This is a genomic window from Burkholderia sp. DN3021, assembly GCF_049805555.1.
Lineage (GTDB): Bacteria > Pseudomonadota > Gammaproteobacteria > Burkholderiales > Burkholderiaceae > Burkholderia > Burkholderia pyrrocinia_C.
In genome coordinates this window covers 40,463-55,431 of the sequence record NZ_JBNCAB010000033.1, presented here as the reverse complement: position 1 = coordinate 55,431, position 14,969 = coordinate 40,463, and the positions used below count along the sequence as shown (strand labels likewise).

The following is a 14,969-nucleotide window of genomic DNA, read 5'->3' as shown; positions in this document are numbered from 1 at the left end:
CGCTCAGCGGAACAACTTCAGCCAGTCGAACAGGCCGGGATGCGGGCGCCGCCTCGGCGCCGGCGCGCTGCGCGGCCGGAAGTCGGGCGAGAACTGCGCACGCGGATCGATCGCACGCGCGCGCAGCGCCGCATCGTAGAAACTGCCGACGATCGGCAGCGCGCTGTGCGCGCCCGCGCCCCAGTAGTCGCTGCGAAGCGTCACGCTGCCGTCGTCGAAGCCGACCCATGCGCCGGCCACCAGTTGCGGATGCATCAGGATGAACCAGCCGTCCGTGTTGTCCTGCGTCGTGCCCGTTTTGCCGGCGACATCCACGCGAATCCCGTAGCGCGAGCGGATGTCGGCGCCGGTGCCGCGGTCGACGACATCGCGCATCACGTCGACGAGCGTCTGCGCGGCAGGCGCCGGCAACGCGCGTTCGGGCGGTGCGCTGCCGAATGCGGCGAGCACCTTGCCGTCGCGATCCTCGATGCGCGTGATCGTCTGCGGCGCGACGTACACGCCGCGGTTCGCGATCGTGCCGTATGCGGACACCATCTCCTTCAGCGTGACGGGGCTCGTGCCAAGCGCGAGCGACGGCACCGCGTCGAGCGGACTGTCGCGCACGCCCATCGCGCGCGCGAGCTGCGCGACCTTCGCGGCGCCTTCCTGCTGCATCACCTGCGCGGTGATGCGATTGCGCGACAGCGCGAGCGCGTCGCGCAGCGTCATCGGCTCGCCGGTCGGCGGCTCCTCGTCGGTCGGGCGCCAGACCGCGCGGCCGTCGATCGGGATCGCGACCGGGCGGTCGATGAACGTATCGCCCGGCTGCATGCCGTCCGCGAACGCGGCGCCATAGACGAACGGCTTGAACGTCGAGCCCGGCTGGCGCCGCGCCTGCGCGACGTGATCGAACGGCTCGCTGCCGAAATCGGGGCTGCCGACCCATGCCCTGATCGCACCGTTGCGCGGATCGATCGCGACGAAGCCGGCCTGTACCTGCGTCTTGCGTTCGCACAGCGCATGCATGAACCCGCGATTCGCGCCGAGCTGCTTCAGCGCCGCCGCATCGGCGAGCCCCGCGTCGCGGGCGCTGCGATAGTCGGGTGTCTGGCGGATGAAGCCGCGGAACAGGTCGTTGCGCAGCCCGCAGCCGGACGGGCCGCGCCATGCGTTGTCGGCAATCGCCTGCAGCCGCTCGGTCTGCTGCGTCAGCGCCTGCGTAGCCATGTCCTGCAGCCGCGCATCGAGCGTCGTACGCACGACGAGGCCGTCCGAGTAGAGGTCGTAGTTGTTGCGGTCGGCCCACGCGATCAGCCACTTGCGAAGCTGCACCGCGAAGTGCGGCGCGAGGCCGGGCTGCGCCGTCTGCGGCTCGAAGTCGACGCGCAGCGGCTGGCGCTGCAATTTCGCGAGCTGCCGCGGCGACAGCATGCCCATCGTCGCCATCCGGTCGAGCACGATGTTGCGCCGCTGTACCGCGCGTTCCGGATTCAGCACCGGGTTGTAATAGCTGTTGCCCTTCAGCATCCTGACGAGCGTCGCGCTTTCGGCGATGTCGAGCTGGTTCGCCGATTTGCCGAAGTAGGTGCGCGCGGCCATTTCGACGCCGAACGCGTTATACAGGAACGGCACGGTATTCAGGTAGGTTTCGAGGATCTCGTCCTTGCTGTACACCGTCTCGATCTTGAACGCGGTGATCAGCTCCTTCACCTTGCGCGTGAGCGTCAGCGAGCGGCCGACTTCGTCCGGATACAGGTTGCGCGCGAGCTGCTGCGTGATCGTCGAGCCGCCCTGGCGCGCGCCCGAGAACGTATGCAGCCCGGCCGCGATCGTGCGGCGCCAGTCGATGCCGTGATGCGCGTAGAAGCGGTGATCCTCGGTCGCGATCAGCGCGTCGACCATGTGCGGCGAGATCTGCTTGAGCGGCACCCATTCGCGGTTGACGGGCCGGAACTCGGCGATCAGCTCGCCGTCGGCGGACAGCACGCGCGCGGGGCGGTCGATGCGCGCCTTGCGGATGTCGCCGATGCTCGGCGTGAACGGGACGAACGCAAGCAGGACCAGCAGGCCCAGCGCCGGTATCGCGGCGAGCGTCAGCGCCACGCCGCGCCGCGTCGGATGACGCAGGCGATGCAAGGCGCCTGCGCACAGCACGCGGGTGCGCGCACGGCAGGCGGCGGCGAGCGGTGCGACACGGGCGCGGCAACGGAGCCACGCGTCTCGAAGAAACGGCACGAAGCGATTCACGGCGGCAGGGGCGTGGACGGAAGAGGCGCGATCCTAGCAAATGGCGCACGCGTGCCGGCGGCCGAAACGGCCTTTTGCTTGCAGGAGTTACAGACGATTACGTTTGTTGCCCGCGGACAACCTTTTGCGGCGCGACCGGCCGTGATTCTCCCGACGAAACCACGTCCGCGAGCCGCTGCGCGGCCGCCTCCATCTGCGCGCGGCCGAAGCCGCCGAAGCCGAGCACGAGCCCCGGCCTGGCCGTGCCCGGCGCGAACATCGGCGACACCGCGCGCACCGCGACGCCGGCCTGCGCGGCGCGCGCGACCACGTCGAGATCGTCGATCCCTTCGGCGAGCCACAGCACGACGTGCATCCCTTGGTCGCCCGGCTGCACCCATGCGCGTTCGCGCGGCAGCCGCGCGCCGAGCGTGTCGATCAGCAGCGCGCGCTGCTCCGCGTACACGCCGCGCACGCGGCGGATGTGGCGGTCGAGATGGCCTTCCGCGATGAACGCGGCCAGCACGTGCTGGTCTGCCGTCGGCGCATGGCGATCCATCAGCACGCGCGCGCCGCAGAACGCGGGCACGAGATCGTCGGGGGCGATCACGTAGCCAAGCCGCAGCGACGGAAACAGGATCTTGCTGAACGTGCCGAGATAGATCACGCGGTCGGGCGCGAGCCCCTGCAGCGACGGGAACGGATAGCCTTCGTAGCGTAGTTCGCTGTCGTAGTCGTCCTCGACCACCCACGCGCGCCGTGCGCGTGCCCATGCAAGCAGCGCGTTGCGCCGCGCCATGCTCAGCGGCATGCCGAGCGGGTACTGGTGCGACGGCGTGACGAATGCGGCACGCGCATGCGGTGCCAGGCGGATGCCCGCGTCGACGTCGATGCCGTCGGCATCGACCGGCACGCGGACCATCGCGTCGCGCCGCCCGGTGCTTTCGAGCAGCGCGGTGATGCCGCGATAGGCCGGATTCTCGACCCACGCCTGGTCGTTCGCGCCGAGCAGCACCTGGCTCGCGAGATGCAGCCCCTGCTGCGTGCCGCTCGTGATCACGACCTGGTCGGCCGTGCAGTGCACCGAGCGCGACCGGCGCACGTAGTCGGCGATCGCCTCGCGCAGCGGCAGCGCGCCTTGCGGATCGGCATAGCCGGACGGCGCGCCGGCGCCGCGTGCGCGCAGGCGGTTGCCGAGCCGGCGCCAGATGTCGTCGGGCGCGGTGAGGCCGACCGGTACCGAGATCGCGAACGGCAGCGCCGGCAGCGGACGGAATTCGCGGGCGATCCGTGCGAAGGTTGCGGCCGGCTCCGGCAGCCCGGCGTGGGCCGGGCGCCTGCGTTTGGCGGGCGGTTCGGGTTCGTCGACGGGCGGCGGCTCGGCGAGCGCGTGCGCGACTCGCGTGCCCGCGCCGCCGCGCGATTCGAGGAAGCCTTCGGCGACCAGCTGCGCATACGCGTCGACGACGGTGCCGCGCGCGACTTGCAGCGCGGCCGCCAGCAGCCGCGTGGACGGCAGCGCATCGCCCGGACGGACGTCGCCGCGGCGCACGGCGTCGCGCAGCGCCTGCGCGAGCTGGCGACTCAGGTCGCCGGCCGCGCGATCGAGCGCGCCGAGCGACGGGATTTCGACGTTCCGGGCCGTTCTTGCCACGATTCTGGTCTGCTGAAAATGTTCCAAACCGGCTCTACAGCATAAACCAGTTTGGGGTAACAATCTGCGCAAGACGGGCCCGCGCCCGAGCCATTTCAACCGCCGCACGACCGTGGAGCCGACATGTACGTCCCCGCCGATTTCAACGAGCCCAACCCCGATGCGCTGCGCGAGCTGATCGTGCAGCATCCGTTCGGCAGTCTGATCACGCACGGGAAGCACGGGCTCGACGCGAACCACCTCCCGTTCGAGCTGCTGCCCGGCGACGGCGGGCTCGGCGAGCTGCACGCGCACGTGGCGCGCGCGAATCCGGTCTGGCAGGACGTCGCGAACGGCGACGAGGTGCTCGTGATCTTCCGCGCCGGCGACGCGTACATCTCGCCGAACTGGTACCCGAGCAAGCACGTTGCGCACCGGCAGGTGCCGACCTGGAACTACGTGGTCGTGCATGCGCACGGCCGCATCACGGTGCGCGACGACGAAAAGTTCGTGCGCGGCGTGGTCGCGCGGCTGACGCGCACGCACGAGGCGTCGCAGCCGGTGCCGTGGAAGATGGGCGACGCGCCGGCCGATTATCTCGACACGATGCTGCAGGCGATCGTCGGGCTGCAGATCGAGATCACGCGGTTCGTCGGCAAGCGCAAGCTCGGGCAGAACAAGGCGGTCGAGGATATTCGCGGCGCCGGCGACGCGCTGATCGCCGATGGGAAGCTCGCGATCGGCGAAGCGATGCTGGCGGCGGCCGACGCGAAGCGCAAGTGAGCGCATGACGCACGCGCGAGGGCGGGTGCCGTGCCCGTGCGCCGGCCCGGTTACTGCGTGCGCGTCGTTCCCGCCATCCCTTCTCCCGCCTGCGCGAGCGCAGCGCGAATCGCCGCCTCGGTCTTGTCGTACCCGCCTTCGCCATAACGCGTATAGACGACCTTGCCGTTCGCATCGATCAGGTACAGCGCGGGCCAGTACTGGTTGCCGTACGCGCGCCACGTGTCGTAGCGGTTGTCCTGCGCGACCGGATACCGGATGCCGAAGCGCTTGATCGCATCGGCGACGTTGCCCGCGTCGCGCTCGAACGGATATTCGGGCGTATGCACGCCGACCACGACGAGCCCCTGGTCGCGATACTTCCGGTACCAGTCGTTTACGTACGGAATCGTATGAATGCAGTTGATGCACGAGTACGTCCAGAAATCGACCAGCACGACCTTGCCGCGCAGCTGGTCGAGCTTGAGCGGCGCGCTGTTGTGCCAGCGGTCGATGCCGGTGAAATCGGGTGCCGGCGTGCCGGCCAGCGAGGTCGTCATGCCCGCGTCGGCGCGGGTGCCGGCGAAGGCGGCGAGCCCGGCCGTGGCGGCGAGGGCGATGACGAGGGCGGCGGTCTTGAGGCGGGGCAGCATGGCGTTCTCCTGATCGGGAGGCCGCCGCTCGGAGCGGCGGCCGGACGGGTTTCGACAGGCCCCATTAGGCTGCGCCGACGTATCTGCGATGTGTCCGGCGAGCCGCGCGTGTGCAATGTTGTGTGTCGTCGCGGCCGCGCGATACATTGGGATACAAACGCGTGTCCGCCGTGCGGTATAAATGCGGACATCGCCAGCCCGAACCACCCGACACCGACAGCGACACCGACTCATGGACAAGATCGACCACGTGCTGATCGTCGACGACGATCGCGCGATCCGCGAACTGATCGCGGGCTACCTGGAGAAGAACGGCATGCGCGTGTCGCTGGCCGCGAACGGCCGCGAGATGCGCAACGCGCTGGACGACGGCGCGCCCGACCTGATCGTGCTCGACCTGATGCTGCCGGGCGAGGACGGCCTCACGCTGTGCCGCGACCTGCGCGCCGGCAAGTTCCGCACGGTGCCCGTGCTGATGCTGACCGCGCGCGGCGAGGAAACCGACCGCATCATCGGCCTCGAGATGGGCGCCGACGACTACCTGGCCAAGCCGTTCGCGGTGCGCGAGCTGCTCGCACGGATTCGCTCGGTGCTGCGCCGCGCGCGCATGCTGCCGCCCGGCATGCAGGTGACGGAAACGGCCGAGCTGCTCGCGTTCGGCGAATGGCGGCTCGACACGACGGGGCGCCACCTGCTCGACGCCGAAGGCACGCTGGTCGCGCTGAGCGGCGCCGAATACCGGCTGCTGCGCGTGTTCCTCGACCATCCGCAGCGCGTGCTGACGCGCGACCAGCTGCTCAACCTCACGCAGGGGCGGCAGTCCGACCCGTTTGACCGGTCGATCGACCTGCTCGTGAGCCGGCTGCGCCAGCGGCTGCGCGACGGCGCGCGCGAACCGCGCTACATCAAGACGCTGCGCAACGAGGGCTACGTGTTCTCGTCGGCCGTGACCGCCGTCGACGGTACGTCATGAGCGCGCGCACGCTGTGGCACTGGCCGCGCTCGCTGTTCGCGCGGCTCGCGCTGATCCTGTGCGTGGGCCTCGCGCTCGCGCAGACGCTGTCGTTCTGGCTCACGGTGACCGAGCGCGACCAGGCGACCACCAACCTGATGATGGGCTACATCGAGCGCGAGGTCGCGAGCACGGTCGCGCTGCTCGATCACCTGCCGCCCGCCGAGCGCGCCGCGTGGCTGCCGCGCCTCGCGCGGCGCAGCTATACGTTCATCCTCGGGCCCGGCGAAACGGGCACCCCGCCGGAAGCGCGGCTGTCGGCGCGCGTCGAGCGGTCGATTTCCGACGGCATCGGCGGCGACTACCCGCTGACCGCGAACGCAATCCCCGGCGACCGCGAACATCTGCAGGTGCACCTGCGGCTGACCGACGGGTCGCCGCTGACGATCGACATTCATCCGATGTCGACGGTGCCGCTGTCGGGCTGGCTGCCGGTCGTGCTCGTGCTGCAGCTCGCGGTGCTGGCCGCGTGCTGCTGGCTCGCGGTGCGGCTCGCGACGCGTCCGCTCAAGCAGCTCGCGCAGGCCGCCGACGCGCTCGGCCCCGACCTGAAGGGCGAACGCCTGAACGAAGACGGGCCGTCCGAGGTCGCACGCGCCGCGCGTGCGTTCAACGCGATGCAGGATCGCATCGCGCAGTACATGGCCGAACGCATGCAGATCCTCGCGTCGATCTCGCACGACCTGCAGACGCCGATCACGCGGATGCGGCTGCGCGTCGACGTGATGGACGACGACGTGCAGGGCACGAAGCTGCGCCAGGACCTGCTCGAGATGGAGCATCTGGTGAAGGAGGGCGTCGCGTATGCGCGGACGCTGCACGGCACCGAGGAAGCCGCGCGCCGCATCGATCTCGATGCGCTGCTCGACAGCATCGTGTGCGACTACACGGATGCGGGGCAGGACGTCGCGCTGCACAGCCGCGCGCCGCTCGCGCTCGTCACGCGGCCGAAGGCGCTGCGCCGCATCGTCGGCAACCTCGTCGACAACGCGCTGAAGTTCGCGGGCGCGGCCGAGATCGACGTGCACGCCGCGCCGGATGGCGGCGCGGTCATCGCCGTGCTCGACCGCGGGCCCGGCATTCCGGACGATCAGCTCGACGCGGTGTTCGAGCCGTTCCGGCGCGTGGAGACGTCGCGCAACCGCGAGACGGGCGGCACGGGGCTCGGTCTTGCGATCGCACGGCAACTGGCGCTCGCGATGGGCGGCACGCTCACGCTGAACAACCGGCCGGACGGCGGCGGGCTGGAGGCGAGGCTGACGCTGAGGAATGCGGGATAACGGCGCGGCGCGGGTGCGTCAGCACCGGCCGGTGCGCAGCGCGACGGCCCAGTCGTCGCGCCCGCGCGCTGCCGCGGTGGCGGCGGCCGTGTGCCAGTCGTATTCGACCGCATGGAATTCGACGCTCCAGCCGGCCGGCGTGCGCGACACCATCGCATAGCGCGCATGCGGCGAGCCGGTTTCGATCCGGTGCGGATGCGGCAGGTCGTCCGTGTACGCCTGCAGCCCGACGCTGCCCGGGTTGACGATCAGCCGGCCGTCGGCGAGCTTTGCGGTGCGTGGCACATGCGTGTGGCCGCACAGGATCAGCGACGCCGGCGTGTCGCCCGCGCGCTGCGCGATCTCGTCGGGCGTGGCCGCGCGGCAGCCGTCGGGCGTGACCGTTTCGAGGAAATAGACGAGGTCGCTGGCCGGCGTGCCGTGCACCATCAGCACGTCGTCGTCGAGCGTCACGCGTTCGGGCAGCGCGGCGATCCAGTCGAGATGGTCGGCGCGCAGCGTGTCGCGCGCCCAGCGATCCGACAGCCCCATCGACTCGCGATCGCCGGCGAGCAGTTGCCGTTCGTGATTGCCCTTGACGGTCGGCAGGTCGAGCGCGATCAGGCGGTCGGCCGTTTCGGCCGGATGGAGCGCGCCCGACACGATGTCGCCGAGATTGACGATCACGTCGGCGCCGCGGCGGCGGACGTCGTCGAGCACAGCGTCGAGCGCGGCGAGATTGCCGTGGATGTCGGAGAGCGCGGCGATTTTCATGGCGGACCGTCGAGGCAGGGAACGGCGATTGTCGTCAATTCGGCGCGGGCTGTCCAATCGCGCCCGCGGTGTAGCCCGGTGCGGCGCGTCAGTCGGTCGCGAGCCGCGCGTACATCGCGAAATCGCCCGGCGTGCCGCGCACTATCCGGTACGCGCGCAGCAGCCCTTCGTAGCGGTAGCCGCACTTCTGCAGCACGCGCGCGGAGCCGGCGTTGCTGGTCAGCACGACGCCCTGGACGCGCATGAAACCGCCGTCGGCGAATGCCCACGCGGTGACGGCTTCGCACACTGCACTCGCGATTCCGCGCCCCCAGTGCGCCGGCGCAAGGTCGTACGCGATTTCCGCCGAGCGGTTCGCGGTGGACACCGTATGCAGCCCGATCGTCCCGGCGAGCGCGCCCGATGCGGTGTCGACGATCGCAAGACGCCGGATCGAATCGGGGCCGGCCGATTCGATGTTGTCGAACAGCGGCAGCAGATCGTCGCGCGAGCGCAGGTTCCAGCTCGTGTGGCGGATCACGTCGGGGTTCGACAGGTGCGCGTACCACGCGTCGAGATCCGCGCGTTCGAGCTGCCTGAGCGACAGGCCCGGAAAGCCGGAGTGGGGCGGTGCGTCGACTCTCATCGGAACCCGCCCCTACGCGGCATGGCGCCGGTACAGCGCCAGCGAACCGGCGAGCGCGAGCAGCATCGCGCCGCATGTGCGTTCGAGCCACAGCGCGCCCGAGCGCTTCAGCAGCCGCACCGCGCGTGCGCCGAGCAGCGCATAGCCGAACATCACCGCGCCGTCGAGCAGCGCGAACGTGACCGAGAGCGCGACGTATTGCGGCGCGAGCGGCGCGGACGGATCGAGGAATTGCGGCAGGAACGCGGAGAAGAACAGATAGCCCTTCGGGTTCGTCACCGCGGTCAGGAAGCTCTTCGCGAAGATCGACGCGTTGCGCCCGGGCGCCGCGCCGCGATGCGCGGCGGCGACGTCAAGCGAACCCTTCGACGTCAGCAGCCGGATGCCGACATACGCGAGGTACGCCGCGCCGAGCCACTTCACCACCGAGAACCAGAACGCCGACGCCATCAGCAGCGCACCGAGGCCGAGCGCGACCGCGACGATCAGCACGAAGTCGGACAGCATCGCGCCGGCGAAACCGTACGCGGCGCGGCGCACGCCGTAGCGCGAGCCGTTGGTCAGCGCGAGCAGCACGGTCGGGCCGGGTGTCGCGATGCCGACGAACGCGACGGCGGCGAAGATCAGCAGGGTCGTTTCATTCATGAAGGAACTCCCGATGGAAGGCGTGCGTTCGATTATCGGGGGCGCGCACCCGCGCTGTACAGGCACGGCAGCCGTGCGGCCCGTCGCGCTTTCGACTATCTCGATTCTGGCAAGAAACTGTTTTCACTATTGCGCTTTAGTCCGGGACCGGTTCCATCTACCATGGCGGCCGCAGCGGGCCTGCCCGCCGCGACGCCGCGCGCGGACGCCGCCGGCCTCGCACTGCCGGCGGATCTCGCCGCCCGCGCGCCACTCGCAACATCAAGCCAGAACAACGGGTTCACCGCCCGGAGACACAAAGCCATGAACAAGCAACTGATCGCAGCACCGCTGCTGCTCTCGCTCGCGGGCAGCGTTTTCGCACAAAGCTCCGTCACGCTGTACGGCATCGTCGACGCGGGCGTGACCTATCGCAGCAACGAACGGGTCGGCTCGGCGGGCGCATACGCCGGGCATTCGAGCGTCGGGCTCACGACCGGCAACCTGTCCGGCAGCCGCTGGGGCATCAAGGGGTTCGAGGATCTCGGCGGCGGGATGCGCGCGCTGTTCGTCCTCGAGAACGGCTTCGACATCGCCAACGGCACGTCGGGCCAGGGCGGCCGCCAGTTCGGCCGGCAGGCGTTCGTCGGCATTGGCAGCGACCGCTACGGCTCGGTCACGCTCGGCCGCCAGGACACGTCGCTCGACGACTTCGTGAGCCCGGTCGGCCCGTCGTCGTTCATCGGCGGGTTCGGCGCGCACCCGGGCGACATCGACGATCTCGACCAGACCGCGCGCGTCGACAGCTCGATCAAGTACACGAGCGCCAACTACGCGGGCTTCACGTTCGGCGCGCTGTACGGTTTCGGCGGCCAGCCGGGCAGCATGAAGCAGCGCAACACGTGGAGCGTCGGCGCGGCATACGCGGCGGGCCCGCTGCGTGTCGGCGTCGGCTACGAGCGCTCGGACAACAGCAAGACGGGCGCGACCGACCCGACGACGGGCAAGTGGCAGAGCACCGACGACGGCCTGTTCAACTCGTCGATCAACGAAGGCCATGCGAGCGCGCAGTCGCAGCAGGTCGTCGCGACGGGCGCGACGTACGACTTCGGCCCGGCCGTCGTCGGCGTGAACTATAGCAACGTGCAATACCGCAGCGGCGACCGTTCGCTGTTCGCCGGCCACGCGACGTTCAACGTCGCGGGCGTGTTCACGCGCTGGAACGTGCGGCCGCAGACGCAGCTGTTCGCCGGCTACAGCTACACGCGCGGCAGCGATGTCGATGGCGTCGACGACCGCGCGCAGTATCACAACGTCACGCTCGGTGCCGTCTACGACCTGTCGAAGCGCACCAGCGTGTACCTGCTCGGCGCGTACCAGCATGCGTCGGGCATGACGCTCGACGTGCTCGGCCGGCCGGTGGCCGCGACCGCGTCGGTGTCCGACAAGGCGAACGGCCATTCGTCGGACTCGCGGTCGCAGGCGATCGTCAGCCTCGGGCTGCGCCAGAAGTTCTGACGCGCAGCGGTCGTTGCGGCCGCAACGTCGTTCGCAGCCGGTGCGGGCGACGTTGCACGCCTGCTCCTGTACTGTCGCCTCCTTTCTTCGAGGAGACGACATGACCCGAACGCAATCCGCGCGCTGCCTGTGCGGTGCCGTCACCGTCACGCTGCGCGGCGAGCCGAACAGCCTGACCGCGCGTGCGCACGGCGGGCAACTGCCGGGCGACCTGCAGCCGACGATGCATCTGTTCTACCGGCAGCGCGTGATCGACGTCGTCGATGCGCTGCCGAAATACCTCGACGGTTGGGACGGCCCGACGCTCGACAACGCGAACTGAACGATCGCGACCGCGTGCCGGCACGGTCGGCGCGCGGCTTGTTCCGCCGCATCCTTCTTCAGCTTTCCTTCCTTTCTTCCGCCCGCCGCGTTCGCGGCACGCCCGATGCGCCAGTTTGCGAAATGCCGATTGCGTCGGATAATATTTTTTCTCTTTCATTTTAATTTCGATTTGTAATCATCGAGCCTCTTTCCGGCGGAATGAAAAGGCAATGCGGGCATGTCAGAAAAAATGACGCATTCGCATTGAGCGACCCGGAAGAAAATGCCGGGGAAAAGCGCCGAAATCGCGCTGCCGGCGGGCCGTTGCGGTGTGGCGAGCGGGTTTGACCATCATTGACGAAAAAGCGCCGGACGGCATAAAGCACGCGGTGAATAATTCGGGATGACGGCGAATGCGCTTTTGCCTGAATCACCAAGATTTCATGCGTCGCAATTTACAGTGTCGACACACGATCGTCCGGGAGCATTATTCATGTCAATGAAACAAATTCGCGCGGCATTGCTGGGAATGTGCATGGCCGTGCTGGCGCCCGCGAGTCACGCGCAGGCGCAATACTCGACTGACTGGCTCGCGAACACGTTCGGTACGCTGGCCGCGCACGTGGGCAACGGCGCGCGCTCGATGTGGGTCGCGCCCGAGGGCGTGATCTACACGGCGTCGCGCTGGGACGAGAACGCGGGCGGCGTCGCGATCTACCAGAACGGCCAGCCGCTCGGCACGATCGGCATCCACGACGAATTCCAGGGCGGCGCGATCACCGGCAATTCGTCGTCGCTGTTCGTCGCGCTCGGCTACAACCGCACGTTCGGCAGCGGCTCGGTGGGCCGCTACAACCGCGGCACGAACCAGCGCGACCTGCGCATCCCGGTCAGTGTGTGGACGGGCGTCCAGTACGCGGACGTGATCACGGGCCTCGCGACGGCCGGCAACCTGCTGTACGTGAGCGACTTCTACGGCAACCGCGTGCGCGTCTATACGACGGACGGCGTCTGGCAGCGCGACATCGGCGTATCGGGGCCGGGCGCGCTGGCGCTCGACGCCGCCGGCAACCTGTGGGTCGCGCGCAAGAGCGCGGGCGTCGTCGCGCAGTTCAGCGCGACCGGCACGGCGATGAACACGATCCAGATGGCGGCCGGCGCGCGGCCGGCGTCGCTGTACTTCGATGCGTCGATGGGCCAGCTGATGGTGGGCGACGAAGGGCCCGACATGAACATCAAGGTCTACAGCGGGCTCCTCGGCCTGCCGGTCCAGGTCGGCACGTTCGGCGTGCAGGGCGGTTATCTCGACACGACGACGGGCATCAAGGGGCAGGTCGGCGACAAGCGCTTCACGCGCGTCGCCGCGCTCGGCAAGGATTCGGCCGGCAACCTGTACGTGCTGAACAACGCATGGGGCGGCGGCTGGGATCTCGGCCGCAACGGCAGCACCGACCTGCATTCGTACAGCCCGACGGGCGCGCTGCAATGGAAGCTGCAGGCGCTGAACTTCGAGGGGGTCGCCGCGCCCGATCCGGTGACGGACGGCGCGTTCTTCTACAGCGGCAACAACGTGTACACGGGTTCGGCGGGCGGCACGTTCGTCGCGAACACGGTCGACCCGTTCACCTATCCGAAGGACCCGCGCCTCGACATGAAAGACTATCAGCGCGGCCAGCACTTCGGCCAGCTCGTGATGGTCGGCGGCAAACGGATTCTCGTCGCGTCGGGCCAGAACCCGGGCAACTTCAACTTCTATTACTTCAACACGGCGAGCGGCTATATCGCGATTCCGGCCGGCTCGCTGCCCGGCAAGCCGTTCAACACGACGCTGCAGGTGACGGCCGGTTTCGCGATCGACGACAACGGCGACGTGTGGGCAGGGCTGGACGGATCCAACGCGATTTCCCGCTACCCGATGACGGGCTTCGACGCGACCGGCAAGCCATCCTGGGGCAAGCCGACGACGACGCCCGTGCCGAGCACCGTGTCGCCTGTCACGCGAATCATCTACCAGGCGGACAGCGACACGATGATCCTCGCACAGGGCCTCGCGGGCAATTGGGACTGGACCGCGATGAACGGGCACATCGAGGTCTATCACGGCTGGAAGAACGGCAACACGAGCGCGCCGAACCCGGTGATCAACCTGACGAGCGCGAATCCGAAATCGATCGCGGCGGCCGGCCACTACCTGTTCGTCGGCTACGTGCACACGGTGCCGAACATCGACGTGTTCGACCTGAACACCGGTGCGCTCGTCACCACGCTGACGAATTCGAACACGTCGGCGATGGACGTCGGCAACGACGTCGACTCGATGTACGGCGTGCGTGCGTATCTGCGCTCGACCGGCGAGTACGTGATTACCAAGGACAACTACAACGGGTCGAGCATCGTCGTGTATCGCTGGCGTCCGTGATCGCGCCGGCGGGGCGTCATGGCGTACCGGGCGCGCGGCCGGCCAGCAGCGGCGGCGCGCACCGGCGTCGCCGTGTGTCGACCTTATCGAAAACGAGTCGAATACACCGGCTGTGTTTTAAAACCTATGGCGAGGGAAATCGCGGTTTCCGGAACGACACGAAATCCAATTTGATACGGATGCCTGATTATCTCTGTTGGAGAGCATGGACTCAACTTGTATAATTGCATCCAAAGAATGCAAAAGTGCTTTACCGAGAGAGAACGTTATTCATGAATTGGGACGATGCACGTGTCTTTTTGGCAGTTTATCGCGCCGGGACGCTGCGCGAGGCTGCGGTCGCTCTCGATGTCGATCAGGCAACCGTGGGGCGGAGGCTGACGGCACTGGAGAAGGCGCTGGGTGCGAAGCTGTTTCTCAAGACGTCGTCCGGCTATGTCGTGACGCAGATCGGCGAGCATTCGCTGCAGGCCGCGGAAGAGATGGAGCGAGCGGCATGCGAGTTCGAGCGTCGCGCGCATGGCTCGGACGACCGGCTCGAAGGCGAGGTTCGGGTAACGACAACCGATTCCCTGGCGATGGATTTTGTCGTTCCCGCGATACGGGCGTTACGGCGGAAATGTCCCGGGATACACGTGGTCCTGACGACTTCCGTGCAGGTGCTCAACCTGACGCGACGTGATGCGGATCTCGCAATTCGAACCGTGATGCCGGAAAATCCCGATCTCGTACGCCGGAAGCTGGCCGAATGGGAGGTCGGGCTGTTCGCGAGTCGCGAGTATCTGAATGCGCGTGGCGCCCCCGCGATCGGATCCGCTTTCGCAGGTCATGATCTGGTGGTCTACCAGCCTTCCATCACGTCCAACCAGGGGTTCTCGCTGTGCGGCGAGTCGATGGAACAAGGGCGCGTCGTCGCGCAAGTGAGTTCGAGCCTGATGCTGGCGACCTCGATCCGGTCGGGCATCGGAATAGGCGAGCTCCCGGTATATATGGCGCAGGCGGACGATTCGCTCGTGCGAATCTGGCCTGACAGGACTCGAACCGCGCCGTACCAGGTCTGGCTCGTGTCGCATACGGACCTGAACCGGACGGCGCGCGTTCGCGCGGTCACCGACGAGATCGCTGCTTCGTTCGACCGTTATCGATAGCGGCCGGAATCTCGTCGGTGCAAGGCCGGGT

Annotated in this window: 13 protein-coding genes; 7 read left to right on the top strand and 6 right to left on the bottom strand. The window is 68.4% G+C overall.

Translation table 11 applies throughout. From position 1 onward, the window contains the following. Positions 1-3: 3 nt before the first annotated feature. Positions 4-2,229 (bottom strand): penicillin-binding protein 1A, encoded by a 2,226-nt coding sequence (locus tag ACPUER_RS17945; RefSeq protein ID WP_425131739.1) that lies wholly within the window; start codon positions 2,227-2,229, stop codon positions 4-6. A gap of 97 nt (positions 2,230-2,326) precedes the next feature. Further along, positions 2,327-3,862, bottom strand: a complete 1,536-nt coding sequence (locus ACPUER_RS17940) for a PLP-dependent aminotransferase family protein (protein ID WP_425131738.1) — start codon at positions 3,860-3,862, stop codon at positions 2,327-2,329. Positions 3,863-3,985: 123 nt separating this feature from the next. Here ACPUER_RS17940 and ACPUER_RS17935 point away from each other — a divergent pair, with 123 nt between their 5' ends. Next, entirely contained in the window at positions 3,986-4,624 is a 639-nt protein-coding gene (locus tag ACPUER_RS17935) for an FMN-binding negative transcriptional regulator (RefSeq protein WP_425131737.1), read from the top strand. A gap of 50 nt (positions 4,625-4,674) precedes the next feature. Here the strand turns inward: ACPUER_RS17935 and ACPUER_RS17930 are convergent, their stop codons facing one another. Beyond that, positions 4,675-5,256 carry a thioredoxin family protein gene (locus tag ACPUER_RS17930; protein WP_175962110.1) on the bottom strand — a complete coding sequence of 194 codons (582 nt, stop codon included), beginning with the start codon at positions 5,254-5,256 and terminating at the stop codon, positions 4,675-4,677. A 232-nt stretch (positions 5,257-5,488) separates the two neighbouring features. Here ACPUER_RS17930 and ACPUER_RS17925 point away from each other — a divergent pair, with 232 nt between their 5' ends. Then, positions 5,489-6,229: a response regulator gene (locus tag ACPUER_RS17925; RefSeq protein WP_111018914.1), complete on the top strand. Its 741-nt coding sequence runs from the start codon at positions 5,489-5,491 to the stop codon at positions 6,227-6,229. Then, positions 6,226-7,548, top strand: a complete 1,323-nt coding sequence (locus tag ACPUER_RS17920) for an ATP-binding protein (RefSeq protein ID WP_310143457.1) — start codon at positions 6,226-6,228, stop codon at positions 7,546-7,548. Before ACPUER_RS17925 ends, ACPUER_RS17920 begins: the two co-directional genes overlap by 4 nt. 18 nt (positions 7,549-7,566) lie before the next feature. Here ACPUER_RS17920 and ACPUER_RS17915 read toward each other — a convergent pair whose 3' ends face one another. The 3 genes from ACPUER_RS17915 to ACPUER_RS17905 all read right to left on the bottom strand — a co-directional run bounded on the left by ACPUER_RS17915 (position 7,567) and on the right by ACPUER_RS17905 (position 9,571). Then, positions 7,567-8,301 carry a metallophosphoesterase family protein gene (locus ACPUER_RS17915; RefSeq protein ID WP_425131736.1) on the bottom strand — a complete coding sequence of 245 codons (735 nt, stop codon included), beginning with the start codon at positions 8,299-8,301 and terminating at the stop codon, positions 7,567-7,569. 88 nt (positions 8,302-8,389) lie between these two features. Then, complete coding sequence (locus ACPUER_RS17910; RefSeq protein WP_425131735.1) at positions 8,390-8,926, bottom strand: GNAT family N-acetyltransferase; 537 nt, start codon at positions 8,924-8,926, stop codon at positions 8,390-8,392. 12 nt (positions 8,927-8,938) lie between these two features. Next, positions 8,939-9,571, bottom strand: a complete 633-nt coding sequence (locus ACPUER_RS17905; protein WP_425131734.1) for a LysE family translocator — start codon at positions 9,569-9,571, stop codon at positions 8,939-8,941. A 303-nt stretch (positions 9,572-9,874) separates the two neighbouring features. Here ACPUER_RS17905 and ACPUER_RS17900 point away from each other — a divergent pair, with 303 nt between their 5' ends. The 4 genes from ACPUER_RS17900 (at position 9,875) to ACPUER_RS17885 (ending at position 14,938) form a co-directional block, all read left to right on the top strand. Then, entirely contained in the window at positions 9,875-11,068 is a 1,194-nt protein-coding gene (locus ACPUER_RS17900) for a porin (protein WP_425131733.1), read from the top strand. A gap of 100 nt (positions 11,069-11,168) precedes the next feature. Continuing rightward, entirely contained in the window at positions 11,169-11,390 is a 222-nt protein-coding gene (locus ACPUER_RS17895; RefSeq protein ID WP_175962116.1) for a hypothetical protein, read from the top strand. A gap of 474 nt (positions 11,391-11,864) precedes the next feature. Continuing rightward, positions 11,865-13,790, top strand: coding sequence for an SMP-30/gluconolaconase/LRE-like region family protein (locus ACPUER_RS17890; RefSeq protein ID WP_425131732.1), 1,926 nt, complete (start codon positions 11,865-11,867; stop codon positions 13,788-13,790). A 272-nt stretch (positions 13,791-14,062) separates the two neighbouring features. Further along, positions 14,063-14,938 carry a LysR family transcriptional regulator gene (locus ACPUER_RS17885; RefSeq protein WP_175962118.1) on the top strand — a complete coding sequence of 292 codons (876 nt, stop codon included), beginning with the start codon at positions 14,063-14,065 and terminating at the stop codon, positions 14,936-14,938. Positions 14,939-14,969: the final 31 nt, after the last annotated feature.

Bases quoted from the DNA above. Each gene is read 5' to 3' on its own strand.
- ACPUER_RS17895 (WP_175962116.1), top strand. From the start codon at position 11,169: ATGACCCGAACGCAATCCGCGCGCTGCCTGTGCGGTGCCGTCACCGTC.
- ACPUER_RS17900 (WP_425131733.1), top strand. From the start codon at position 9,875: ATGAACAAGCAACTGATCGCAGCACCGCTGCTGCTCTCGCTCGCGGGC.
- ACPUER_RS17890 (WP_425131732.1), top strand. From the start codon at position 11,865: ATGTCAATGAAACAAATTCGCGCGGCATTGCTGGGAATGTGCATGGCC.
- ACPUER_RS17910 (WP_425131735.1), bottom strand. From the start codon at position 8,926: ATGAGAGTCGACGCACCGCCCCACTCCGGCTTTCCGGGCCTGTCGCTC.
- ACPUER_RS17915 (WP_425131736.1), bottom strand. From the start codon at position 8,301: ATGAAAATCGCCGCGCTCTCCGACATCCACGGCAATCTCGCCGCGCTC.
- ACPUER_RS17930 (WP_175962110.1), bottom strand. From the start codon at position 5,256: ATGCTGCCCCGCCTCAAGACCGCCGCCCTCGTCATCGCCCTCGCCGCC.
- ACPUER_RS17935 (WP_425131737.1), top strand. From the start codon at position 3,986: ATGTACGTCCCCGCCGATTTCAACGAGCCCAACCCCGATGCGCTGCGC.
- ACPUER_RS17920 (WP_310143457.1), top strand. From the start codon at position 6,226: ATGAGCGCGCGCACGCTGTGGCACTGGCCGCGCTCGCTGTTCGCGCGG.
- ACPUER_RS17925 (WP_111018914.1), top strand. From the start codon at position 5,489: ATGGACAAGATCGACCACGTGCTGATCGTCGACGACGATCGCGCGATC.
- ACPUER_RS17885 (WP_175962118.1), top strand. From the start codon at position 14,063: ATGAATTGGGACGATGCACGTGTCTTTTTGGCAGTTTATCGCGCCGGG.
- ACPUER_RS17905 (WP_425131734.1), bottom strand. From the start codon at position 9,571: ATGAATGAAACGACCCTGCTGATCTTCGCCGCCGTCGCGTTCGTCGGC.